At 73.2% G+C, this 24,171-nt stretch carries 17 protein-coding genes and 1 riboswitch; of the genes, 9 read left to right on the forward strand and 8 right to left on the reverse strand.

What is annotated here, in order from left to right:
- The first annotated feature begins 145 nt into the window (after positions 1–145).
- Positions 146–2,461: an immune inhibitor A domain-containing protein gene (locus ACZ60J_RS13170; protein ID WP_469681414.1), complete on the forward strand. Its 2,316-nt coding sequence runs from the start codon at positions 146–148 to the stop codon at positions 2,459–2,461.
- 71 nt (positions 2,462–2,532) lie between these two features.
- Here the strand turns inward: ACZ60J_RS13170 and ACZ60J_RS13175 are convergent, their stop codons facing one another.
- The 3 genes from ACZ60J_RS13175 to ACZ60J_RS13185 all read right to left on the reverse strand — a co-directional run bounded on the left by ACZ60J_RS13175 (position 2,533) and on the right by ACZ60J_RS13185 (position 6,835).
- Positions 2,533–4,038: an NAD(P)/FAD-dependent oxidoreductase gene (locus ACZ60J_RS13175; RefSeq protein ID WP_469681416.1), complete on the reverse strand. Its 1,506-nt coding sequence runs from the start codon at positions 4,036–4,038 to the stop codon at positions 2,533–2,535.
- A 139-nt stretch (positions 4,039–4,177) separates the two neighbouring features.
- Positions 4,178–5,791 carry an esterase/lipase family protein gene (locus ACZ60J_RS13180; RefSeq protein ID WP_469681418.1) on the reverse strand — a complete coding sequence of 538 codons (1,614 nt, stop codon included), beginning with the start codon at positions 5,789–5,791 and terminating at the stop codon, positions 4,178–4,180.
- Between the two features lie 78 nt (positions 5,792–5,869).
- Entirely contained in the window at positions 5,870–6,835 is a 966-nt protein-coding gene (locus ACZ60J_RS13185) for an oxidoreductase (protein WP_469681420.1), read from the reverse strand.
- A 437-nt stretch (positions 6,836–7,272) separates the two neighbouring features.
- Between ACZ60J_RS13185 and cbiE the strand changes: the two genes are divergently transcribed.
- From cbiE to ACZ60J_RS13205, 4 genes are read left to right on the forward strand one after another with little or no spacing between them, the layout of a single operon-like run.
- The gene (gene cbiE / locus ACZ60J_RS13190) at positions 7,273–8,580 is read left to right on the forward strand and encodes a precorrin-6y C5,15-methyltransferase (decarboxylating) subunit CbiE (RefSeq protein WP_469681421.1); all 1,308 of its coding nucleotides are present in this window, start codon (positions 7,273–7,275) and stop codon (positions 8,578–8,580) included.
- Positions 8,577–9,326 (forward strand): precorrin-4 C(11)-methyltransferase, encoded by a 750-nt coding sequence (gene cobM / locus ACZ60J_RS13195; protein WP_382979000.1) that lies wholly within the window; start codon positions 8,577–8,579, stop codon positions 9,324–9,326. Before cbiE ends, cobM begins: the two co-directional genes overlap by 4 nt.
- Complete coding sequence (locus ACZ60J_RS13200; protein WP_469681422.1) at positions 9,316–10,113, forward strand: cobalt-precorrin-6A reductase; 798 nt, start codon at positions 9,316–9,318, stop codon at positions 10,111–10,113. The genes cobM and ACZ60J_RS13200 overlap by 11 nt, the downstream gene beginning before the upstream one ends.
- A gap of 27 nt (positions 10,114–10,140) precedes the next feature.
- Entirely contained in the window at positions 10,141–10,569 is a 429-nt protein-coding gene (locus ACZ60J_RS13205) for a hypothetical protein (RefSeq protein WP_469681424.1), read from the forward strand.
- A 91-nt stretch (positions 10,570–10,660) separates the two neighbouring features.
- On the opposite strand, the gene ACZ60J_RS13210 is transcribed toward ACZ60J_RS13205, so the two are convergent.
- From ACZ60J_RS13210 to cobG, 3 genes are read right to left on the reverse strand one after another with little or no spacing between them, the layout of a single operon-like run.
- Positions 10,661–12,148, reverse strand: coding sequence for a precorrin-2 C(20)-methyltransferase (locus ACZ60J_RS13210; protein WP_469681426.1), 1,488 nt, complete (start codon positions 12,146–12,148; stop codon positions 10,661–10,663).
- Positions 12,145–12,777, reverse strand: coding sequence for a precorrin-8X methylmutase (locus ACZ60J_RS13215; protein WP_469681547.1), 633 nt, complete (start codon positions 12,775–12,777; stop codon positions 12,145–12,147). The genes ACZ60J_RS13210 and ACZ60J_RS13215 overlap by 4 nt, the downstream gene beginning before the upstream one ends.
- A gap of 11 nt (positions 12,778–12,788) precedes the next feature.
- Entirely contained in the window at positions 12,789–14,099 is a 1,311-nt protein-coding gene (cobG, locus tag ACZ60J_RS13220) for a precorrin-3B synthase (RefSeq protein ID WP_469681428.1), read from the reverse strand.
- Positions 14,100–14,785: 686 nt separating this feature from the next.
- A riboswitch (cobalamin riboswitch) is annotated at positions 14,786–14,883 on the forward strand.
- Between the two features lie 53 nt (positions 14,884–14,936).
- Between cobG and cobN the strand changes: the two genes are divergently transcribed.
- Positions 14,937–18,554 carry a cobaltochelatase subunit CobN gene (gene cobN / locus ACZ60J_RS13225; protein WP_469681430.1) on the forward strand — a complete coding sequence of 1,206 codons (3,618 nt, stop codon included), beginning with the start codon at positions 14,937–14,939 and terminating at the stop codon, positions 18,552–18,554.
- A 29-nt stretch (positions 18,555–18,583) separates the two neighbouring features.
- Entirely contained in the window at positions 18,584–19,057 is a 474-nt protein-coding gene (locus ACZ60J_RS13230; protein WP_469681432.1) for a hemerythrin domain-containing protein, read from the forward strand.
- A 58-nt stretch (positions 19,058–19,115) separates the two neighbouring features.
- On the opposite strand, the gene ACZ60J_RS13235 is transcribed toward ACZ60J_RS13230, so the two are convergent.
- Positions 19,116–19,334: a hypothetical protein gene (locus tag ACZ60J_RS13235; RefSeq protein WP_250744176.1), complete on the reverse strand. Its 219-nt coding sequence runs from the start codon at positions 19,332–19,334 to the stop codon at positions 19,116–19,118.
- Positions 19,335–19,556: 222 nt separating this feature from the next.
- Between ACZ60J_RS13235 and aroD the strand changes: the two genes are divergently transcribed.
- Both aroD and ACZ60J_RS13245 read left to right on the forward strand, forming a co-directional pair.
- Entirely contained in the window at positions 19,557–20,294 is a 738-nt protein-coding gene (gene aroD / locus ACZ60J_RS13240) for a type I 3-dehydroquinate dehydratase (protein WP_469681434.1), read from the forward strand.
- Between the two features lie 242 nt (positions 20,295–20,536).
- Entirely contained in the window at positions 20,537–22,753 is a 2,217-nt protein-coding gene (locus ACZ60J_RS13245) for a terpene synthase family protein (protein ID WP_469681436.1), read from the forward strand.
- A gap of 38 nt (positions 22,754–22,791) precedes the next feature.
- Here the strand turns inward: ACZ60J_RS13245 and ACZ60J_RS13250 are convergent, their stop codons facing one another.
- Positions 22,792–24,096: a YncE family protein gene (locus tag ACZ60J_RS13250; protein ID WP_469681438.1), complete on the reverse strand. Its 1,305-nt coding sequence runs from the start codon at positions 24,094–24,096 to the stop codon at positions 22,792–22,794.
- Between the last annotated feature and the right edge of the window lie 75 nt (positions 24,097–24,171).

A 24,171-nucleotide genomic window follows, 5' to 3' on the forward strand; every position in this document is an offset into this window, starting at 1 on the left:
CGGAGACGCTTCTCGGTCCTCCTGCTCCACCCTGCCCGACACCTATCAATCACCTGTCACATGTGAAATATTACTCCCGCTCCGGCGCCAACCCGACCGACCGGAACCTCCAGAAAGGCCCGCTACGTTGCGCAGACTCGCTGCGGTGGGAGCGGCGATATCACTCGCCCTCCTCGCCGCCCCCGCGCTCGCCGCCACCGCGCCCCCGACCCCGTCGCCGACGTCGGCGCCCGCCGGGCAGCAGCAGACCGACCGGGCCGCCCCGCCGCCCGCACCCCTGGAGCTCCAGCGGCAGGCCCTGCGCCGCCAGGCCCTCGAAGAGGTGGCCGCGGGCCGTCCCGGCGGCCTGCGCGCCGAGGCCGACGGCAGGCTGCCGCGCAAGGCCAAGATCGGCAAGCGGTACGTCGAACTGGCCCAGGAGCGCAAGGACAAGGTCTTCGTGATCCTCGCCGAGTTCGGCGACCAGGTGGACAACACCACGGAGTTCGAGGGCAAGCCGCGCTTCGGCGGCACCCCGGGCCCGGCGCACAACACGATCGGCAAGCCCGCCAAGGACGACAACCACACCCTGTGGCGCAAGGACTTCGACCGGTCCTTCTACGAGAAGCAGTTCTTCTCCACCGACCCGCAGTCGGCGTCCCTGCGCGCCTACTACCGGCTCCAGTCCTCCGGCCGGTACGACATGGACGGCATGGTGACCGACTGGGTCAAACTCCCCTGGAACGAAGCCCGTTACGGCACCGACAACTGCTCCGAGTCCGGCCAGTGCCGGACCAACTGGGACATGATCCGGGACGCCACCGACTCCTGGTACAAGTCCGAGCGCGCGAAGGGCCGTACGGCCGAACAGATCAAGGCGCAGCTCGCCGAGTACGACGTGTGGGACCGCTACGACGCCGACCACGACGGGAACTTCGACGAGCCGGACGGCTACCTCGACCACCTCGTCGTCGTCCACGCGGGCAAGGACGGCACCTGGGGCGGCGGCGCACAGGGCAAGGACGCCGTGTGGGCGCACCGCTGGTTCGCGTACTGGAACCAGGCCGGCAGCGCGGGCCCGGCGGGCAACAAGGCGGGCGGCACCCCGGTCGGCGACACCGGGATCTGGGCCGGTGACTACCTGACCGGCGGGGAGAACAGCGGCGCGGGCCTCTTCGCGCACGAGTTCGGGCACGATCTGGGCCTGCCGGACCTCTACAGCTCGGACGGTGACAACAGCGTCAACTTCTGGTCGCTGATGTCCTCGGCGTCCTACCTGGGCAGGGGCCGCAACTCCACGGGCGAGTTCCCGGGCGACCTCGACCCGTGGAGCAAGCTGCAGCTGGGCTGGCTCCGGTACACGGAGGCCGACGCGGGCCGCACGACGCGGGCGACGCTCGGGGTGTCCGGCTACAACACCGAGGAGCCGCAGGCCCTGCTGGTGCACCTGCCGCCGTCCTCGACCACCACCGAGCTGGTCGACCCGTACGAGGGCGCCAGCCAGTGGTGGAGCGGTACGGGCGACTTCATGGACAACACCCTGACGCGCCCCGTCGACCTCACGGGTGTCCCGGCCGGGACACCGGCCCGTCTGGACGCCCGCCTCTGGTACGACATCGAGCAGGACTTCGACTACCTGACGGTGGAGGCCTCCACGGACGGCGGGGCCGCCTGGACGGCGCTGCCGGGCACGGTGGACGCCGCGCCGATCGGGGCGAAGGGCATCTCCGGCACCTCGGCGGGCTGGACACACCTCTCGGTCCCGCTCGGACAGTTCACGGGCAAGGCTATTCAGCTGCGGCTGCGCGTCACTTCCGACAGCAACACCCACGGCAAGGGCGTCACCTTCGACGACATCCGCGTCACGGCCGGCGACGACGGCCGGGTGCTGCTGCGCGACGGGGCGGAGCAGGGCGCGAACGGCTGGACGGCGGTCAAGTGGTCCCGTACGGAGGGCCGTACGGGCAGCGAGCAGCACCCGCGGGCGTACTTCGTGGAGAACCGCCGCTACACCGGCTACGGCAACCTGCTGCGGACGGGGCCGTACAACTTCGGCTTCACGGGCGACAAGGTGGAGTTCTACCCGTACCAGCAGGGCGTGCTGATCTGGCTCTGGGACACGGCGTACAGCGACAACACCACCAAGGCGCACCCCGGCGGCGGCATGCTGCTGCCCGTCGACTCCCGTCCGGCGCCGCTGACCCACGCGGACGGCACGCTGCTCAACGCGCGTGCGCAGACCTTCGACGCGCCCTTCTCCCTCGGGAGGAGCGACCGGATCGTCCTGCACAAGGCGGGCGTCCCGACCGTGATCCCGGCCCGGAGCGGCGTACCGGTCTTCGACGACCGCCACGGGACGTACTGGAACGCGCAGCTGCCGCAGCTCGGGGTCAAGGTGCCGGACACCGGGACCCGGCTCACGGTGGTGAAGGAGGCCGCGGGCGGAGCCCTGACGACGGTACAGCTCACCCCGTCGAAGTGAACGCGCTCCCGGCCGGACCGGCGGAGAACCGCCGGTCCGGCCGGGAGGCGCACGGGGGTCACGTGATGGCCCTACACGCCTCGGCGCGCCCCCCGCTCGGCGGGCGGGCCGTGGTGCGGCGGGTAGGCGGTGGTGTGCGGGGTGTCCGGGAGGCGCGGCCTGGACAGGACGCGGACCATCGTGACGGGGTCCATGAGGGTGCCCGGCGGGCGGGTCAGCGAGAGCACTCCGAAGAAGCGGGCGGCGATCGCCGGGTCGGTGTTGGCGCCCGCCATCACCCGGGCCATGTAGCGCTGCAGGATCCGCGTGGTCCCGTCCGGCGGGGGGCCTTCGGTGACCGCGTACCGCATGTCCTCGCTGGTGGCGATCTGCCAGGGCACGGCCACCACGGCGGTGGTCCGGCGCTGGATCCGGCGGGAGGCCGCGGCGATCTGCTCCGGATCCAGGGTGCGGATCTCCTTGGCCAGCGCCTCCGCGGCGAGCGCGGCGACCGTCATGCCGTGTCCGTAGACGGGGTTGAACCGGCAGGCGGCGTCGCCGAGGACCACGAATCCGGCCGGCCAGCGCTCCAGGCGTTCGTAGTGGCGCCACTCGTTCGCCGTGTTCCGGAAGGCGGTGGGCGCGGACAGCGGGACCGCGTCCCGGATGGCGTCGTACAGGGCCGGACTGCGCAGGCTGCGCGCGAACGGCAGGAACTCCTCCTCCCGCGCGGACGGGGCGTGTTCGCCGTTGCCGACGAGGGTCACCAGCCAGCGGTTCGCGTCCAGCGGCATCAGCACGCCGCCGCGCGGAAGGTCAGGCCGGCCCTGCACGTACACGCCCTGCCAGCTCCGGTCCGGATCGTCCGGCATCTCGAAGTAGCGGCTGGTGTAACCGAGATGGGAGTCGTAGCGGGTGACCGCCGGCGCCGGGTGGCCGATGTCCGTGAGCCAGGCGGGAGCCTTCGAGGTGCGGCCGGTCGCATCGACGACGAGCCGGGCGGCCAGCTCCTCGCCGTCGCGCAGCCGCACGCCGGTCACCGTGCGGCCGTCCGGCCCGGCCACGAGTCCGGCGGCCGTCGCACCGCCCCGGATCCGCACCCGGGGGTTGCGCAGGACCTCCCCGCGCACCGTCCCGTCGAGCAGCTCGCGGCTCGCGAGGAGGACCTTGGCCCCGGGCACCGGTCCGAACCAGTCGGCCGGGCTCAGCCAGAGGAAGTCGCGCGGCGATTCGAGCAGGGCCGCCCCCGCGGCCAGCAGCTTGTCGGTGGTGCCCGGCAGCATCCGCTCGATCAGCTCCGCGCCCCGCGCCCACAGCACGTGCGTGTGCCGCGACTGGGGTATGCCGGGCCTGAACACCGGCTCCCCCTGCGCTAGTTCGTCCCGTTCGATCACGGTGACCCGGGAGAACCTCATCGCGAGCACCCGCGCGGCCAGCAGTCCGGCCATGCCCGCGCCGAGGACCACGGCGTGGTCCCCGGCGCGGTCCCCGGCGTGGTCCTCGGCTCGGTCCCCGGCTTGCCGGGCTTGATCCTCGGCGTGCGATCCGGCGCGCGCGCCGGTGGTACGTAGGTGGTTGTCCGTTGCGTCGTCGTCCATGCCGAGAGTGTGACGGGGACGGGGCGCCCTGGTCAGGGCCCGGACGGGGCGCCCGGGGGCTCGACGGGGGCGGACGGGCTCATACCGGGGCGCGCCCCCGTCGGACCCCCGTCGGGACCTCCAGCGGGACTCCGTCGGGTCAGGGGCAGAGGGCGGTCCAGGTGACCTTCACGTGCCCTCCGTCGTCCCCCCGGAACTCGCTCGTACGGGTGCCCGGCCGGTCGGTGTACGGATCCCAGGCCACCGTGCCCCGGGCGACCAGGTCGTCGGCCGAGGAGGCGTCGTAGTCCCAGAGGAAGACGCCGATCTCGAACGGGCCGGGACCGTACGTGGCCCCCGAGCCGACGCGCTGGTAGAAGTACGGGTCCGGGTTGGTCCGGTTGCCCTGGTTGGGGAAGGTCGACGGGTCGGAGCCGGAGCGCGACCACACGGCGGTGCGCGTACCGTCGCCGGTCCGGACCGCGATGTCCCCGTAGAGCGCGGGGCGGGTCGTGCCGTCGTCGAAGTAGGTCAGCTCCGCCTGGTCCACGCGGACCCGGCAGGCGGGGACGCCCTGCACCGGGGTGACGGTGTAGGTGACGGAGGCCTCGCCGCCGTCCACGCCGGACATCCGGGCCGTGAACCGGCCGAAGCCGAGCGCCGGGTCCCAGTGGACGCGGCCGGCGGCCATCACGTCGTCGTTGTTCCCGGCGCTGTAGTCGGCGTCGGTGAGGTAGGCGGTGACGGTCGCCCGGCCGCTGAAGACCTGGCTCCGGGCCGCGTCGTCGAGCCCGAACCAGGGGTCGTGGTCGGGAAAGGCGGTGGCGCCGGACCGGTCGCGGTGCCAGAGGGAGCGGGCCGTCCCGTCGGTGGTCAGGGTGAGGCCGTCGTAGAGCTCGGGCCCGCTCTCGCCACTGGAGGTGAACCGGGCCGAGTCGACGGTGATCCTGAACGGCCCCGTCTTCAGCTCCACTTCGCTCACCGGGTCCTTGGAGAACTCGGCGACGATCTGCCGGCGCACCCAGTCGTTGCCGAGCAGCCCGTAGTGCGAGGGGCAGCCGCTGTCGCCCACCGGCAGGACGTGGTTGACGGCTCCCGCCAGCTCGGTGGAGCGCGGGGCGCGGCTGTCGCCGGGCGGGATCTGCTGGTCGCAGCTGGAGCTGAAGGTGGTGTACCGGGTGGCGCCCGGGGTTTCGTCGCCCGAGTTGAGGGAGTTCAGGAAGGGGCTTCCAGGACTCATGTCCGCGAGCGAGGCGGCGTGGATGTCGCAGAAGGTCGCGAAGGGCCCGCACGGGGCGGCGTCCCCCGCCCCGTGGTTGGGGCCGCCGAGGGAGACCCAGGCGCGGACCCGGGAACTCCCGCCGTCCTTGAGGTACTTGCGCGTCAGCAGCGATCCCATGCTGTGAGCGACCACGTCGACGGGGCGGCTGCCGAACCGTTCGGTGAGGAAGGCGCCGAAGCGGGCGGCATTGGAGTCGTTGGTGGCGGCCCAGTCGTAGCCGAACTCGGCGAGGTCGCTGGCGAGCCACCCCTGGGTGAGCAGATGGTCCTCCAGCCCGTCGAGGGAGGCCGCGGTGTCCCCGAAACCGTGGACGAGCACGACCGGCGTACGTTGCTGCGCTCGGGCGGCGGCCTCCGCGGAGCCCGCGGCGCGCGCGGTCGGGGCGGTGAGCAGGGTCGCGACGAGCGCCGCGACGGCCGTGAAGAGCACCGAGAACAGCAGGGGCACACGGAGCGGGACGGTCAGGGGAACGGGCAGGACGGATCTGCGCATGGCTCTCCCAGGGGATGCGGCGGGATGCGGCCCGACAGCCTGAAGTGACTGGCGAGTAGCAAGCTAACCCCCGGGGATTCAGTGCGATAGAGACGCGTACGAGACTCCGGTGAGCTTTTCGGAGGCGGCCCAGAGCCGTTCGCCGGACTTGTCGTCCAGGGTCCATTTCGCCCGCCAGGAGCGGTGCGGTGCGCCGCGCACGCTGAACCGGGGCCCGATGAACTCGTCCGGCCGGACCCCGGGTGCGGTGGCCGCGTACAGGGTGGGCAGTGCGCCGGATGCCGCGGACTGGGCGATGATCCCGTTGCCGATGGCGACGCCGAGGCTGTTGGCGGCGACGGCGAGCCGCGAGGTGAGGGTGGTGCCCGCCTGCGGGGCCGCCGCGACGTGCAGGTTGGTGGAGGCGTAGCCGGGGTGCGCGGCGGCCGCGACGATCCCGGACCCGGCGGTCGCGAGGCGCCGGGCGAGCTCGTGGGTGAAGAGCAGGTTCGCCGTCTTGGAGCGGCCGTAGGCGATCCAGCGCCGGTAGTTCCGCTCGCCGTTCAGGTCCTCGTGGTCCACGTCCCCGAAGACGTGGAAGCCGCTGGAGAGGTTCACGATCCGGGCTCCGGGCGGGGCGGCGAGGAGGTGGGGCAGGAGCAGTCCGGTGAGGGCGAAGTGCCCGAGGTGGTTGACCCCGAACTGCGTCTCGAACCCGTCGGCGGTGCGGCCGTACGGCAGGGCCATCACGCCGGCGTTGTTGACGAGGAGGTCGAGGCCGGCGGTGGCGCCGCGGCGCCGCCCGTACGCGTCCGCGAACTCCCTCACGGAGGCCAGATCGGCGAGATCCAACGCCATGAACTCCACGTCTGCGCCGGGCACTTCACTACGCAGGGAGACCTCGGCGGCCCGTCCCCGGGCCGCGCTCCGGCAGGCCAGCACCACCGAGGCGCCGTGGCGCGCGAGCTCCCTGGCGGCGGCGTAGCCGATCCCGCTGTTGCCTCCGGTGACGACGGCCGTCCGACCGCTCTGGTCCGGCATCCCCTCGGCCTTCCAGCCCGCCATGACACCCCTCCCCTCCCGCGGACCCCACGACCCACGGCCCCCGCACCCTACTGCCGCACCCCCGCGCCTCGAACGCCGGCGAGGCCGGATCCGGTCAGCCGCCGGACCACGGCTGCGCGCAGCGCACCAGCCGCCCCGCACGGCACCGGCCGGAGCCACAGGCCGCCTGCCCGCCCCATGGCCGGGGGCCGGCCCTCCGCAACGGCCTCGCACCCGCCAACGGGTCCGTGGCGCAGCCCCCGGCGACGGCATCGGCGCGGCACGCGGCGCAGGGTCCGGGGCGCAGCCCCGGGGAACGGGCGAAGGGCGGGTAGGGGAACTCCGCCCCGCCGGGCAGACCCGGCACCGCACCTCCGCCCCGGGGCCCGCCCGCCGGGCGGGTGGGGTGGGAGCATAGGCTGCGGGTCCACCCGCTTCCGTACCCCGAGGTCCACCCAGTGAGCTCCGCACCACCCCCCATCCCCGTATCGGTCGTCGGCCTCGGCGCCGACGGCTGGGCCGGGCTCACCGCCCCCGCGCGGACCGCGCTGGCCGGGGCCGAGGTGCTGATCGGCGGGCCGCGCCAGCTGGACCTGCTCCCGCCCGGGGAATGCGGCGGCGTCCGGGTGGCGTGGCCCAGCCCGCTGCGTCCGGCCGTGCCGAAGCTGATGGCCGAGCACGCGGGCCGCCGCATCGCGGTACTGGCCAGCGGCGACCCGATGTTCTACGGGATCGGCCGCGCCCTGTCCGAGGAGCTCGGAGCCGGCGCCCTGCACGTCGTCCCGCACCCCTCCTCCGTGTCCTACGCCTGCGCCCGCCTCGGCTGGCCGGTGGAGGACACCGAGGTGGTCACGGTGGTGGGCCGTCCGGTGGCCCGGCTCGCGGCCGCGCTGTACGAGGGCCGCCGGGTGCTGGTGCTGAGCGCCGGAGCAGTGACCCCGAACGAGATCGCCGCTCTGCTTCGAGAGCAGGGCTTCGGCCCCAGCCGGATGCGCGTCCTGGAACAGCTCGGCTCCGAGCACGAGGACACGTACGAGGGCCTCGCCCGGAGCTGGGAACACCCGCCCGGCGACCCCCTCAACGTGGTCGCCGTCGACTGCCGCCGCGACCCCGACGCCCCCACCCCCCGGCTCGGCGCGACCCCCGGCCTGCCCGACACCGCCTACGAGCACGACGGCCAGCTCACCAAGCGCCACGTCCGCGCCGCCACCCTGTGCGCCCTCGCCCCCGCCCCGGGCGAGCTCCTGTGGGACATCGGCGGCGGCTCCGGTTCCATCGGCATCGAGTGGATGCGCACGCACCCGTCCTGCCGGGCGGTGACCGTGGAGCGGGTGACGGAGCGGGCCGCGCGGATCACCCGTAACGCGGCCGCGCTCGGCGTTCCCGGCCTGCGCGTGGTCACCGGTTCCGCACCCGACGCGCTCGCCGGACTGCCGGCCCCCGACGCGGTGTTCATCGGCGGCGGCCTGACCGCGCCGGGCCTGCTCGACGCAGCCTGGGAGGCGCTGGCCCCCGGCGGCCGGCTCGTGGTCAACACCGTCACCCTGGAGTCGGAGGCGGTCCTCGCCGACCGCTACCGCCGCCACGGCGGCGAACTGGTCAAACTGGCCGTCGCGCACGCCGTACCGGTCGGCGGTTTCACGGGCTGGCGCCAGGCGATGCCCGTCACCCAGTGGACGGTCACCAAGCCGTACCCGTCCCACCCGCAGTCCCAGCCCGAGCACCCCGAGCAGCCCGACCCCGAAATGGTGGATCAGACGATATGACCGTGTACTTCATCGGTGCGGGCCCCGGGGCCGCCGACCTGATCACGGTGCGCGGCGCCCGGACGCTGGCCGCCGCCCCCGTCTGCCTGTACGCGGGCAGCCTGGTCCCGCGCGAGCTGCTCGCCGAATGCCCGCCGGACGCCCGCCTCGTCGACACGGCGCAGCTGAACCTGGACGAGATCATCGCCGAGTGCGTACGGGCGCACGCGGCGGGCCAGGACGTGGCCCGGCTCCACTCCGGCGACCCGTCCGTCTTCAGCGCCGTCGCGGAGCAGATGCGGCGGCTCGACGCGGCCGGCATCCCGTACGAGGTCGTCCCCGGCGTCCCCGCCTTCGCCGCGGCGGCCGCCGCGCTGAAGCGGGAGCTGACCGTCCCCACCGTCGGCCAGACCGTGATCCTGACCCGGATCTCCCAGCAGGCCACGCCGATGCCGCCCGGCGAGGACCTCGCCACGCTGGGCCGCAGCGGTGCGCTCCTCGTCCTCCACCTGGCCACCCGCTACGTGGACCGGGTCGTGGACGAACTCCTGCCGCACTACGGAGCCGAGTGCCCGGCGGCGGTGGTCGCGATGGCCAGCCGCCCCGACGAACTGATCCTGCGCGGGACGCTGGCCGACATCGCCGCCCAGGTGAAGGAGGCCGGGCTGGTCCGCACGGCCGTCATCCTGGTGGGCCGCACCCTGGGCGCCGAGCAGTTCCGCGACAGCCACCTGTACTCCGCCGAGCGCGACCGGCATGCCTGCTGATCCGCCCGCCCCGGGTCCGCGCGATCCTGCCGCCCCGGGTCGGCACGTCCTGATCCTCGGCGGCACCACCGAGGCCCGCCGCCTCGCGGAGGCGCTGGCCGCCGCCCCGGGCCCGCCCCGGGTGACCACCTCCCTGGCCGGCCGGGTCGCCGCTCCGGTGCTCCCGCCCGGCGAGACCCGGATCGGCGGCTTCGGCGGCCCGGACGGGCTGGCTGCCTGGATCGGCGCCCACCGGGTCACGCACCTGGTCGACGCCACGCACCCCTTCGCGGAGCGGATGAGCTTCAACGCGGCCGCTGCGGCCGCCCGTTCGGGTGTTCCGCTGCTCGCGCTGCGCCGCCCCGGCTGGACTCCGGGCCCCGGAGACGACTGGCACTTCGCGGACTCCCTCACCGGGGCGGCCGCCCTGCTCCCCGGCCTCGGCACCCGCGCCTTCCTGACCACCGGCCGCATGGGCCTGCACAGCTTCGCGCACCTCACGGAGCCCTGGTTCCTGGTGCGTTCGGTGGATCCCCCCGCCGCACCCGCTCCGCCGCGCCTCGAAGTCCTGCTCGCCCGCGGCCCGTTCACCCTGGCCGACGAACGGGACCTGCTGGCCCGCCATCGCATCGACCTCCTGGTCACCAAGGACAGCGGCGGCTCGGCCACCGCCCCGAAACTCGCCGCCGCCCGCGAGGCGGGCATCCCGGTCCTCGTCGTGCGCCGCCCGCCGGTCCCCGAGGGCGTCCCGTTGGCGGCCTCGGTCGCCGAAGCCCTGGAGCGGCTGGGCTACGATCTGCCGCGTTGATCGTGCACGCGTACGAAAGGGCAGGTCATGAGCGCCGTCGGCAGAGTCTCCTCAGCGGTGGCGGCCCTGCTGGTCGGCGGTCTGCTCGCGGGCGGCTGCTCGGGCGGCGGGCCGGCACACAAGCCGGCCGCGGTGCCGGCGACGACCGCCGCCGAACCGTCCGGTACGCCCCTGTCCACCGGCACGCCCGTGCCGACCGGATCGCCGGCGCAGGACCCCGTACCCTCGGCCTCCGTCGCCGGCGCGGCCCCGACGACGGGGGCCTCCCGCCCGGCCCCCGGGCCCGGCACCTCGCGCACCCCGGGGGCGAAGCCGCGCGCCTCGTCGGTTCCGCAGAACCCCAACCGGGGCCCCACGCCGCCGCCCGCGCCGCCCCACACCCCGACACTGGACTGGACTCCCCCGGTGGGCCCCCCGAGCCCGGTCATGACCGTGACCCTGCCTCCGGCCCGGTAGGGACCCGCGCGAAACGGAAAGGCCCGGGGCGGCGAACCACCCCGGGCCTCCTCACGACCGCACACGCACCGAAGACGCGGTACCGCTCCGCTCAGCCGTAGCGGCGCGGAGTCCAGGTCACCCGCGACCCGTCGGGCCGCTCGGTCACCTGGGTCTGCGAGGAGCCGATCAGCAGGATCGTCCGCATGTCCACCTCGGACGGCTCCAGTTCGGCCAGCGTGACGATCCGGACCGACTGCTCCGGCCCGCCCACGTCGCGCGCGACGACCACCGGGGTATGCGGTGAGCGCAGTTCCAGCAGCAGCTCCCGGGCCTGCGCGACCTGCCACGTCCGGCTCCGCGAGCCCGGGTTGTACAGGGCGAGTACGAGGTCGGCCGCGGCGGCCGCACGCAGCCGCTCGGCGATGACCTCCCAGGGCTTGAGCCGGTCGGAGAGGGAGACGGTGGCGTAGTCGTGGCCGAGCGGGGCTCCGGCCGCGGCGGCCGCCGCGTTGGCGGCGGTCACCCCGGGCAGTACCCGTACCGGCACGTCGCGGTAGGCGTCCTGCGCGGCGACCTCCAGGACGGCGGTGGCCATCGCGAAGACCCCGGGGTCGCCGCCGGAGACCACGGCCACCCGCTTGCCGCGCCGGGCCAGGTCGAGCGCGAACTCGGCGCGCTCCGACTCGACCTTGTTGTCCGAGCCGTGCCGGATCTGGCCCGGCTTGACCGGGACCCGGTCCAGGTAGGTCGTGTACCCGACCAGCACCTCGGCGTCGGCCAGCACCCGCCGCGTCTCGGCGGTCAGCCACAGCGGCCCGGCCGGACCGGTGCCGACCACGGCGACCTCTCCGGGGCCGGAGGGCACGCTGCCGGGGTTCCCGATCCGGCTGGGCAGCACGGCGACGGCGAAGTAGGGGACGGAGTCGGGGTCGGTGTCCGCCAGGACGCCGGTGCGCTCCCCCTCCATCGTGGCGCGCTCCACGTAGCGCGCCTCGGCGAGCCGGCCGCTGTTCTCCATGGCCCGCCGTATGGCGGGGAAGGTGCGGCCGAGCTTCATCACGACCGCCGAGTCGGTGGCGGCGAGGCGGGCCGTGAGCTCCTCCTCGGAGAGGGTGCCGGGCAGGATCGTCAGCACCTCCTCGCCCTCGACGAGCGGGGTTCCGAGCCGGGCGGCGGCGGCGCTCACCGAGGTCACCCCGGGGATCACCTCGGTCTCGTACCGCTCGGAGAGCCGCTTGTGCATGTGCATGTACGAGCTGTAGAAGAGCGGGTCGCCCTCCGCGAGCACGGCGACGGTCCGGCCGGCGTCCAGGTGGACGGCGAGCCGGGCGGCGGAGGCCTCGTAGAACTCCTCCATCGCGCCCTGGTAGCCGCCGGGGTGGTCGGTGGTCTCGGTGGTGACCGGGTAGACCAGCGGCTCCTCGATGTGGTCGGAGCGCAGGTGCTTCGCGGCGATGGAGCGGGCGATCGAGCGGCCGTGGCGGGCGGAGTGGTACGCGACCACATCGGCCTCCGCGATCACCTCGACGGCGCGCAGCGTCATCAGTGAGGGGTCGCCGGGCCCGAGCCCGACGCCGTACAGCTTTCCGGTGCTCATTCGGCCACGCTCGCGATGGCGTTGAGGGCGGCCGCGGCCATGGCGCTGCCGCCGCGGCGGCCGCGGACGATCAAGTGGTCGAGTGCGGAGGGGTGTTCGGCGAGGGCGTCCTTGGACTCGGCGGCGCCGATGAACCCGACGGGGACCCCGATGACCGCGGCGGGGCGCGGGGCGCCCTCCTCGATCATCTCCAGGAGCCGGAAGAGCGCGGTCGGCGCGTTCCCGACGGCGATCACCGAACCCTCCAACAGGCCCCGGTCCCGCCAGACTTCGAGGGCAGCGGCGCTGCGCGTGGTACCCATCTTCGCGGCGAGGGCGGGCACGGCCGGGTCGGAGAGCGTGCAGACGACCTCGTTGTTGGCGGGCAGCCGCTTGCGGGTGACCCCGCTGGCGACCATCTGCACGTCGCACAGGATCGGCGCACCGGCCTCCAGGGCGGCGCGCGCCCGCAGGACGACCTCGGGCGAGTAGCCCAGGTCCCGGGTCAGGTCGGTCATCCCGCAGGCGTGAATCATGCGCACCGCGACCTGGGCGACCGAGGCGGGCAGCCCGGAAAGGTCCGCCTCGGCGCGGATCGTGGCAAAGGACTGGCGGTAGATCTCGGCGCCGTCCTTCTCGTACTCGAACACGGTGTACTCGCTCATTTCTTCACTGCGGCTTCGGACACTCGGGGTTGGCTGCGCGCTTCGGCGACGGCCTGGGCAAGTTCGCGGGAGGGCACCGGACGACCGTCGAGGCGGTACCCGTCGGGGGTGGCGACGAGGTCGATCCAGGCGGTGCCGCGCGGATGCCCGCAGCGGCGCTCGCAGCCGGACCAGTGCACGGGCGCCCCGGCCGAGGACTCTCCCCGCACCTCCACCACGGCCCGCGCATCGGCGCGCACATCGGACAGCGCCTTGGCGCAACCGGGCTGCCCGGTACAGGCGGTGACGGACTCCCAGGGGCCGTCGGGCGCGACGGACAGTCCCGCGGCCACGAGCCGCGCGTAGCCGTCGACCGGCCGCCGGACGCTCACGCGGGGCAGGACGATGCTCCGCCACGGAGTGACCCGCAGCTCACCGTCACCGCCCTCGTCCGCGACGCGCACCAGCACCCGCCACTGCTCCGAGGTCAGCCGGCCCAGCCGGGGCAGGACGCACAGCGCGGGCCGGTCGCCGGTGCCGGGGCCCCAGGGCCCGGGCGGCGGCGCGTACGGCCACTCCACCCCGGCGACGACGGCCGCGGCGATCCCGGCCGCCCCGAGCCGCAGGGCCAACTCCGCAGCATCCAGGGCGTGTACGGCGGGCAGCTCGGACACCCGCCAGGCGCGGGTGCCGGCGGCGTCCGCGCGGTCGAGGAAGTACTCGGCCGCGAGCAGCGCCGCCCGGGGCGCGTCGGCGGCGTCCACCTCCACGGCGTCCGGGGCCGCGCCGAGCCGGACCAGCGCCCGGCCCCGCGGTCCGCCGAGCAGGGTGACATCGGGGTCGAGGGCGGCGACGTCCCCGCGCCCGTCGTCGACGGCGAAGAGGAACCGCCCGGACAGGGCTGCGGCGCGGGTGCTCGCGCACAGCAGCCGGTCCAACTCCCCGACCCAGGGGGTCACATGGGGACGGCCGTCGTCCAGGATCCCGGACAGCGGGGTCGCCACGACGTTCCGTACCCGCTCGTGGCTCGGGGCGGGCAGCAGCCCGGCCTCGTCCAGCAGCTCCGCGAGCCCCGCGCCGCAGCCTTCGGCGAGCCCGCGCAGCTGCACGTTCCCGCGCGAGGTGAGTTCCAGGTGCCCGTCCCCGAAACGGTCGGCGGCCAGCGCCAGCGCCTCGGCCTGCCGGACGGTGAGCAGACCTCCCGGGATCCGGACCCGCGCCAGGTACCCGTCATCGGCGGCATGCAGGCGCAGCGCGCCGGGGCAGGCGTCGCCGCGGTCCCGTATGACGGGTTCGTCCCGCGCGGTGGCGGAGGGGGGCGTGGGCATGGCGGCGAGCATACCCACGATTCTGCGCGCATCCCCTGTGTCCCACACCACCCCGCTCCGGCCCCCCGACCCCGCGAATCCCGCACACGCACCCGCCTCCGCAGGAACCGTCCGCCCCCACGGGCCACCCCCACCCGAACCATCCGGCCCGGCCCGGACACCCACGTGCCGCTGCGCGGGGCAGAGCTCCCCTACCCGCCCTTCCCCCGTTCCCCGGGCCGGCCCGGACCCGCGCCTCAAACGCCGGCGAGGCTGAGGGGGGGGTATCCCCGGCCGGGGCCGGGAAAAGGCCCCGGGCTACGCCCGGACCCCCTGGGGCTCCGCCCCAGACCCCCGTCCTCAAACGCCGGACGGCTGAAAGGAACACACCCCGGCCGGTGTCAGTGATGGCGTACCGGGGCAGTGGTGGCGCGCCGGGCCGGTGGCTGCGGTCGGCCGGGGCGGGGACGGGGGCGGGGTGGGGTGTTGTCCGGGACGTAGAGCGTGATTTGTGGCGCGAGGCATTGCCTGACTGTCGAATGTTGGGGACAGGGCGCCTAAATCATGCAGTCCCGGACAACACCCCACCCCGCCCCCGGCACCGCCCCACCCGCAGCCACCCCACCCACTCCGACGACCAGCCCCCGAACTCCCGACCAGGGACACCGCCCCCTAGGATGAGTCCAAGGCGGCCAACAGGCCCGCCATCGCCGAGGACGGCGACATGGGAGGAAGCCCGGTGCGATTCCGGCGCGGTCCCGCCACTGTGAATCCGCGGCCCCGGCCCCGGATGAGTCAGGAACTCCCGCCGTCCTCACTGCCCGGGGCGCGGAAACCCCGAGGAAGGCCTGCCGCCGCATGATCCTGCTGCTGTCGACGTCCGACACCGATCTGCTCAGTGCCCGCGCCGCGAACACGGCGGACGCCCCCGTCCCGTACCGGTTCGCGAACCCCGCCCGCCTTCCCCTCGACGACCTCCCCGGTCTCCTCGACGGCGTCACCCTCGTCGTCGTACGCCTCCTCGGCGGCCTCCGCGCCTGGCAGGACGGCCTCGACGTGCTCCTGGCCCCCGGCCAGACCCGCCCGGTGGTGGTGCTGACCGGCGAACAGGCCCCCGACGCGCAGCTGATGGAAGCCTCGACCGTCCCGATCGGCATCGCCGCCGAGGCGCACGGCTACCTCGCCCACGGCGGCCCGGCCAACCTCGACCAGCTCGCCCGCTTCCTCTCCGACACCGTGCTGCTGACCGGCCACGGCTTCGAGCCCCCGGCGGCCTCCCCCACCTGGGGCCCCCTGGAGCGCACCGCCCAGCGCACCGAGGGCCCCCGCGTCGCGGTGCTCTACTACCGCGCGCACCAGATGAGCGGCAACACCGCCTTCGTGCACACCCTCTCCGAGGCGATCGAGGCCCACGGCGCCCAGGCGCTCCCCCTCTACGTCTCCTCCCTCCGCTCCCCGGAGCCGGAGCTGATCGAACAGCTCGCGTCCGCCGACGCGATCGTCACCACGGTCCTCGCCGCCGGCGGCACCAAGCCCGCCACCGCCTCGGCCGGCGGTGACGACGAGTCCTGGGACGCCGGCGCCCTGGCCGCCCTCGGTGTGCCGATCCTGCAGGCCCTGTGCCTGACCGGCTCCCGGTCCGCCTGGGAGGAGAACGACGAGGGCCTGTCCCCGCTCGACGCCGCCACCCAGGTCGCCGTCCCGGAGTTCGACGGCCGTCTGATCACCGTCCCGTTCTCCTTCAAGGAGCTGGACGAGGACGGGCTGCCCGCCTACGTCGCCGACGCCGAGCGGGCCGCCCGCGTGGCCGGCATCGCGGTCCGGCATGCCCGCCTGCGCCACATCGAGCGCCGCGACAAGAAGGTCGCCCTCGTCCTGTCCGCGTACCCCACCAAGCACTCCCGCATCGGCAACGCGGTCGGCCTGGACACCCCGGCCAGCGCCGTGGAGCTGCTGCGCACGCTCATCGCGGGCGGCTACGACTTCGGTCCCGTCGAGGACCTCCCGGGCCTGGTGTCCGGCGACGGCGACGAGCTGATCCGCGCCCTGATCGAGGCCGGCGGCCACGACCAGGACTGGCTCACCGAGGAGCAGCTGGCCCGCAACCCGGTCCGCATCCCGGCGGCCGACTACAAGCGCTGGTTCGCGGAGCTTCCGGCCGATCTGCGCGAGAGCGTCGAGCAGCACTGGGGCGAGGCCCCGGGCAACATGTTCGTGGACCGTTCCTCGAACCCCGAGGGCGACATCGTCCTCGCGGCCCTGCGCCGCGCCAACCTCCTCGTCCTCATCCAGCCGCCGCGCGGCTTCGGCGAGAACCCGATCGCGATCTACCACGACCCGGACCTGCCGCCCTCGCACCACTACCTGGCCGCGTACCGCTGGATCCAGGCCCGCGCCGAGGACGGCGGTTTCGGCGCCGACGCGATGATCCACCTGGGCAAGCACGGCAACCTGGAGTGGCTGCCGGGCAAGAACGCCGGCCTGTCGGCGTCCTGCGCCCCCGACGCCGCGCTCGGCGACCTGCCCCTCATCTACCCGTTCCTGGTCAACGACCCGGGCGAGGGCACGCAGGCGAAGCGGCGGGTGCACGCAACCCTGGTGGACCACCTGGTGCCGCCGATGGCGCGCGCGGAGTCGTACGGCGACATCGCGCGCCTGGAGCAGCACCTCGACGAGTACGCCCAGATCTCGGCGATGGACCCGGCGAAGCTGCCGGCCATCCGCGCGCAGATCTGGACCCTGATCCAGGCCGCGAAGCTGGACCACGACCTGGGTCTGGAACAGCGCCCGGACGACGACGGCTTCGACGACTTCCTCCTGCACGTCGACGGCTGGCTGTGCGAGATCAAGGACGCCCAGATCCGCGACGGTCTGCACGTGCTGGGCGGCGCCCCGACCGGCGAGTCCCGGGTCAACCTGGTCCTCTCCATCCTGCGCGCCCGCCAGATCTGGGGCGGTACGACGGCGCTGCCGGGTCTGCGCGAGGCGCTCGGGCTCGACGAGTCCGCGGCCACCCGCACCTCCGCCGACGAGGCGGAGGAGACGGCCCGCGCGCTGGTCCAGGCGATGGAGGACGCGAACTGGGCCCCCGACGCGGTGGCTTCCGCGGCTGCCGGGCACTCGGCGGACGTGGCGGCCGTACTGGACTTCGCGGCCCGCGAGGTCGTGCCGCGCCTGGCCGGCACCACCGACGAGATCGCCCACGTGGTCAGGGCCCTGGACGGCGGGTTCGTCCCGGCGGGCCCGTCCGGCTCCCCGCTGCGCGGTCTGGTGAACGTGCTGCCGACCGGCCGCAACTTCTATTCGGTGGACCCGAAGGCCGTCCCCTCGCGCCTCGCGTGGGAGACGGGCCAGGCCCTCGCCGACTCCCTCCTCACCCGCTACCGCACGGACAACGGGGAATGGCCCGCGTCCGTCGGCCTGTCCCTGTGGGGCACGAGCGCGATGCGCACCTCGGGCGACGACGTGGCCGAGGCCATGGCGCTGCTCGGCGTCCGCCCGGTCTGGGACGAGGCCTCGCGCCGGGTCACCGGCCTGGAGCCGATCCCGCTCGCCGAGCTCGGCCGTCCGCGCATCGACGTGACCCTGCGCATCTCGGGCTTCTTCCGCGACGCGTTCCCGCACGTCATCGGCCTGCTGGACGATGCGGTACGGCTGGCGGCCTCGCTGGACGAGCCGGCCGAGGACAACTTCGTACGGGCCCACGCGCAGGCCGACCTGGCCGTGCACGGGGACGAGCGGCGGGCCACCACCCGTATCTTCGGCTCGCGCCCGGGCACGTACGGCGCGGGCATCCTGCAGCTGATCGACTCCCGCGACTGGCGCACCGACGCCGACCTCGCGGAGGTCTACACGGTGTGGGGCGGGTACGCGTACGGCCGTGGCCTGGAGGGGCGCGCGGCGCGCGAGGAGATGGAGACCGCCTACAAGCGGATCACGGTCGCGGCGAAGAACACCGACACCCGTGAGCACGACATCGCCGACTCCGACGACTACTTCCAGTACCACGGCGGCATGGTGGCCACCGTCCGCGCCCTGCGCGGCACGGCCCCCGAGGCGTACATCGGCGACTCGACCCGGCCCGAGACGGTCAAGACGCGCACGCTGGTTGAGGAGACCTCCCGAGTCTTCCGCGCCCGCGTCGTGAACCCGAAGTGGATCGAGGCGATGCGCCGTCACGGTTACAAGGGTGCGTTCGAGCTGGCGGCCACGGTCGACTACCTCTTCGGCTACGACGCCACGACCGGTGTGGTCGCCGACTGGATGTACGACAAGCTGACCGAGACGTACGTCCTGGACCCGGAGAACCGCGCCTTCCTGGAGGAGGCCAACCCCTGGGCCCTGCACGGGATCGCGGAGCGGCTGCTGGAGGCCGAGTCCCGCGGCATGTGGGAGAAGCCGGACCCGCAGGTCCTGGAAGCGCTGCGCCAGGTGTACCTGGACACGGAGGGCAACCTCGAAGGCGAAAGCGACTAACCGGACACCCGCTGGACCAGACTGGCCGCATGTGCCATTACTGCGGCTGCCGTGAGATCCCGCTGATCAAGGAGTTCATCGCCGAGCACGAGGCGGTGACGAACGCCGGGGGCGACGCCCTGCGCGCCCTGGACGCGGGGGACCTCACGAGGGCGCGCGCCCTCGTCACGGAGATGACGGCCCTCCTCCTCGCCCACTGGAAGGGCGAGGAGGACGGCCTTTTCTCGGTCATGGAGCGGGACCCGGAGTACGCCCCGTACATCGCGGCGCTGGTCGGGGAGCACCGCGAGCTGGCGGCGTTCCTCGCCGGCGCCGACCTCGCGGACCCGGAGGACGCCGAGGCCCTGCGCCGGGCGGTGGACGAGCTCCACCACCACATCGCGAAGGAGGAGGACGGCCTCTTCCCCGCGTCCCTCACCGCCCTGACGGGCGACGACTGGGACCTGTCCATCGAGGCCTGGCGCGCGGCCCATCCCGGCGGGGAGCTGAGGCCCGCCGGGTAGCCGGTGCGCCTGCGGAGAGTCTGCGCCCGGGGGGGGCCTGCCACCCGGGGCGGTCCCGCTACTTGGTGGTCTGGTTCAGCGCGACGAGCGCCTGCGCCCAGCGCGCGTACTTCAGCTGGCCGAAGTCGGCGACGGTCTTGACGCCGAAGGCCTCCTGCAGCAGCTCGCCGTCCTTGTCGGTGACGCCCTTGAGCGCGGCCACCGGCGCCGCGAGCACCTCCGCGAGCGGCTTGTCGGCCCACGCCTTGTCCAGCACCTTGTCGAGGTCGATCGCCATGAGTGTCCCTCCGGAATCACAACGTATGAACTGATGTCACAAACCTAGAACAATCGGACAAGCATCCGGGGGTGCGACACCAGCGCCTTCGGGCCCGCCGGGCGCCCGCCCGACCAAGGGGCGGGCGCACCCCCCTCACCCCGGTGGATTCCACGTATAATCCGCCCCGTTCCCCCTGTACTTCGCGTCGGATATCGGAATCGAAAAGGCTGTGACCAAGAAATGAATTCACTGCGGGCGCTTCTCGACGGCGGGATTCCGCTGGTGGCCGTCAGCTTCGACGACAGCGAGACCGAGCCGCGCGCCCACGCCGCGAAGAGCGCCGGCGTCGACGTGGCCGAACTGCGCGTCGACCGGTACGCGGCGACCGGAACGGACCATGTCCTGGCCCAGGTGGACGAGTTCAAGACACTGCCGGTCCTGGCCACGATCCGGTCCGCCCGCGAAGGCGGAGAGTGGAAGGGCACCGAGGCGCAGCGGCTCGAACTGTTCCGTGCGCTCGCCCCTCAGGTCGACGCCGTGGACATCGAGCTTTCCTCCGGGGAAATCCTGTCCGAGGTGATCGAGGCGGCCCACCGGCACGACACGGTGGCGCTCGTCTCCTATCACAATTTCGAATTCACCCCGGCCACCGAGGAACTCCAGGCCGTCATCGACGACGCGAAGAGCGCCGGCGCCGATGTGGTCAAGGTGTCCACGATGGTGCGCTCCGAGGACGACGTACGACGGCTGGCCTCGCTCCTGCTGCGCGCCGGAGCCGAGGACACCCGGCTGATCGTCATCGCCATGGGCGAGGCCGGGGCCGTGTCCCGCGTCTTCTTCCCCGCCCTCGGATCCCGGATCACCTACTCCTTCTTCGGGGCCAGCTCCGCCCCGGGCCAGCTCGACTTCCCCGAGACCTTCGGCCTGCTGCGCAAGTTCTACCCGGCCTTCGACGAGCGGAAGTCCGCCGGGGCCTGAGCCGCCGCGCCGGGGAGGGTCACCACCTCCCCGGCCCCTCCCGGGCGCCTCTCCCCTGCCCTTCCCGGCCGCGCCTCCCCCACCCCTCTACCGGCCACCGGCCCCATCCGTCACAGAACGGCGCACACGTCACCTGATGAAGTGAACTCCCCCTTATCCCACCGGCACCCGGGGTAGGGCCCTGCTGATCTCGTGAGGAAACCGACGAGGACGAGACAGTCAGACGAAAGGCCCACCCTGCCGTGACGCAGCCGTTTCAACTGCCGGATTTCTATGTGCCTTATCCGGCACGACTGAACCCCCACCTGGAGGACGCCAGGGTCCACACCAAGCGGTGGGCCCGCGACTTCGGGATGCTGGAAGGTTCCGGCGTCTGGGAGGAGCGCGACCTCGACTCGCACGACTACGCCCTGCTCTGCTCGTACACCCACCCCGACTGCGACAGCGAAGCGCTGTCGCTGGTCACCGACTGGTACGTGTGGGTGTTCTTCTTCGACGACCACTTCCTGGAGATGTTCAAGCGCTCCCAGGACCGCGAGGGCGCCAAGGCCTATCTCGACCGGCTCGGCGCCTTCATGCCGATGGACCTGGCGGACGGGTTCCCCGAGGCCACCAACCCCGTCGAGGCGGGACTCGCCGACCTGTGGGCCCGTACGGTCCCCGCCATGTCGATGGACTGGCGGGAACGGTTCTCCCTGTCCACCAAGAACCTGCTCGACGAGTCCATGTGGGAACTCGCCAACATCAACATCGGCCGGGTCTCCAACCCCCTCGAGTACATCGAGATGCGCCGCAAGGTCGGCGGCGCGCCCTGGTCGGCCGGCCTCATCGAGTACGTCGCCGCGGAGGTTCCGGCCCGCGTCGCGCACTCCCGCCCCCTCGGCGTGCTGCGCGATTCCTTCTCGGACGCCGTGCACATCCGGAACGACATCTTCTCCTACCAGCGCGAGGTCTCCGAGGAGGGCGAACTCTCCAACGCCATCCTGGTGCTGGAGACCTTCCTCGGCTGCACCACCCAGGAGGCCGCCGACGCCTCCAACGACCTCCTCACCTCCCGGCTCCAGCAGTTCGAGCAGACCGCCCTCGCCGAACTCCCCCAGCTCTTCGCCGACCACGCCCTGGACCCGGCCGAGATCGCCGCCGTCCTCGCCTACGCCAAGGGCCTCCAGGACTGGCAGTCCGGCGGCCACGAATGGCACATGGTCTCCAGCCGCTACATGAACAAGGAGGCCCGGGCCACCGCCCCGGTCACCCTGCCGTTCATGCCGACGGGTCTCGGCACCACCGCCCTCGACCTCCGCTCCCTCTTCGCCCCCCGCGCCCTGGAGCTGCGCCGGCGCTCGTTCACCCACGTCCCGTTCGAGCACACCGGCCCGTCCGTCATCCCGGACGTCTACATGCCGTTCCCGCTCACGGTCAGCCCGCACCACGCCCGCGCCCGCGAGGAATCCGTGGCCTGGGCCCGGGAGATGGGACTGCTCGACCCGCAGATCGGCGACCCCGGCTCCGCGATCTGGAACGAGGAGAAGGTGCGCGGCTACGACTTCGCGCTCTGCTCCGCGGGCCTCGACCCGGACGCCACCCCCGAGGCCCTGACCCTCAACGCCTGCTGGCTGACCTGGGGTACGTACGGGGACGACTACTACCCGGTGGTCTTCGCCCAGCCCAAGAACGCGGCGGCCGCCAAGGCCACGCACGCCCGGCTCCTCTCCATGATCCCGCTGGACCACGCCGAACAGGCCGTGCCGGCCACCGCGATGGAGCGCGCCCTCGGCGACCTGTGGGTGCGCACAAGCCGGGACATGGGCCCGACGGTGCGCGCGGAGTTCCGGGCCACCCTGGTGGACATGCTGGAGAGCTGGCTGTGGGAGGTGGACAACCAGATCCTGAACCGCATTCCGGATCCGGTGGACTACGCCGAGATGCGCCGCCGCACCTTCGGCAGCTACCTCACCATGTACCTGTGCCGGCTCGGCCTGGAGGGCCGGGGCATCCCGGAGGCGATCTACTCCTCCGGCATCATCCGCTCCCTGGAGAACGCGGCCGCCGACGCCGGCTGCCTGATCAACGACATCTTCTCGTACCAGAAGGAAGTGGAGGTCGAGGGCGAGGTCCACAACTACGTGCTCGTCACCCGCAACTTCTTCGACATCGGCTATCCGGAGGCCCTGCGCATCTGCCACTCCCTGCTGACGCAGCGCACCGAGGAGTTCGAGCACATCGTCGCCACCCAGCTGCCGCTTCTCTACGAGGACTGGAAGCTGGACGCGGAGGCCCGCGCCGGACTCGACGGCTACGTGCGCGAGTTGCAGGACTGGCTCGCAGGCGTCCTCAACTGGCACCAGAAGGCGAAGCGTTACCGCGAGGAGGACCTGCACCGGCTGGGCGACGGGATCTCCACCGCCGTCCTGAGCACCTCCTTCGGCATGGCGGCAGCCCGGATCGGCCTGCCCGGCTGACCCCGGCCCGCACGGCTGACCCCGGAGGCGCCGCCGGGTCAGTGCGCGGCGGGCCCCGTCCAGTCCGCGGGGACGTGTCCGAGCCGGACCCGCTGGGGGTGGTCTCCGACGGGTACGGACACCCGCTTGGCGCCGGTGGCGAAGTCGATGGCGGTGACCTGGTCGGCGGCGCTCTCGGAGATCACGCAGCCGGAGCCGTCGCCGTCGACCGTGGCCCAGTAGGGCTTGGCGGCGGGGACGAGGGGCCCTTGCTCCAGGGTGGCCCGGTCCACGACGGTCGCGTAGTCGTCCATGGTCCCCGCGATGCACAGCTTGGACCCGTCCGGGCTCATGGACATGCCGTGGTGCCGGGAGTCGTTGACCCAGGTCGTGCGGTCGGTGCTGGTGGCGGGGTTCACGGGGAGGGTCTTGATCCGGGTGATCCGGTCGGCGGCCACGTCGTACTCGGCGAAGCCGTTGAAGAAGGACACCTGGAAGTAGAGCTTCGACTCGTCCGGGGTGAAGGACATGGGCCGCACGGCATCGGACAGGTCGGAGCGCCCGAAGGCGTCGAGCCGGGCCCGCATGTCGATCACCCGGACCGGGCGGAGGGTCTGCGCGTCGGCGACCGTGATCCTGCGGTCGCCCTTCGTCCAGTCCAGCCAGGGCGCGTCGAGGGCGGAGGTCACGTCACCGATGGAGCTGTTCCACAGGAACCGGCCGCCCTGGGTGAAGGTGTTCTCGTGCGGTTTGTCGCTGGTGGCGAAGGAGCCGGCCTGCCGGCCGGTCGCGATGTCGAGGACGTGCACGGTGTTGGCGGTGGAGGCCGAGACCGCCACGCGGGTGCCGTCCGGGGAGACGGCCATGTGGTCGGCCCGGTAACCGGCAACGGGAAAGCGCCAGTTGATCCGGCCGGTGCGGACGTCGATGGAGACGACGTCGGCGAAGCTGGGGCGGGAGGCGACGACGGCGGACCCGTCCGGGGTGGTGTACATGTCGTCGACGAACTGGTCGTGGCCCTCGCCCGCGGTGGTCCGGACGCCCAGGAAGTAGGCGAGCTTCACCGGGTTGAGGTAGATCTCCCGGAGCCGCTCCTCCTTGTCCGGGACCATGTCGATCCGGCCCACCTTGGCCAGGTTCCCGGTGGAGGCGAGGACGTCGGCAGTGCCCTCCCAGTTGTTGCCCACGAACAGGACCTCGCGCGGGCCCGGACCGGCGGCCCCCGCAGCCGCGGACGGTCCCGCTCCCGCCGCCACGGCGCCGGCGGCGGACACCGGGCCCGCCGCGAGGGCGGCCAGAGCCAGCGCGGCCACGGCCGCCAGGGCCGGCAGGGTGCGGCGGGTGCTCGATCGACTGGCGGACATCCGGTCAACTCCGTTACGGGGAGACGCTGTTACCGGCCGGTAAGATAGGCGGAACAACGAAAGGGCGCAACCCCC

The organism is Streptomyces sp. NPDC104226 (genome assembly GCF_055584085.1).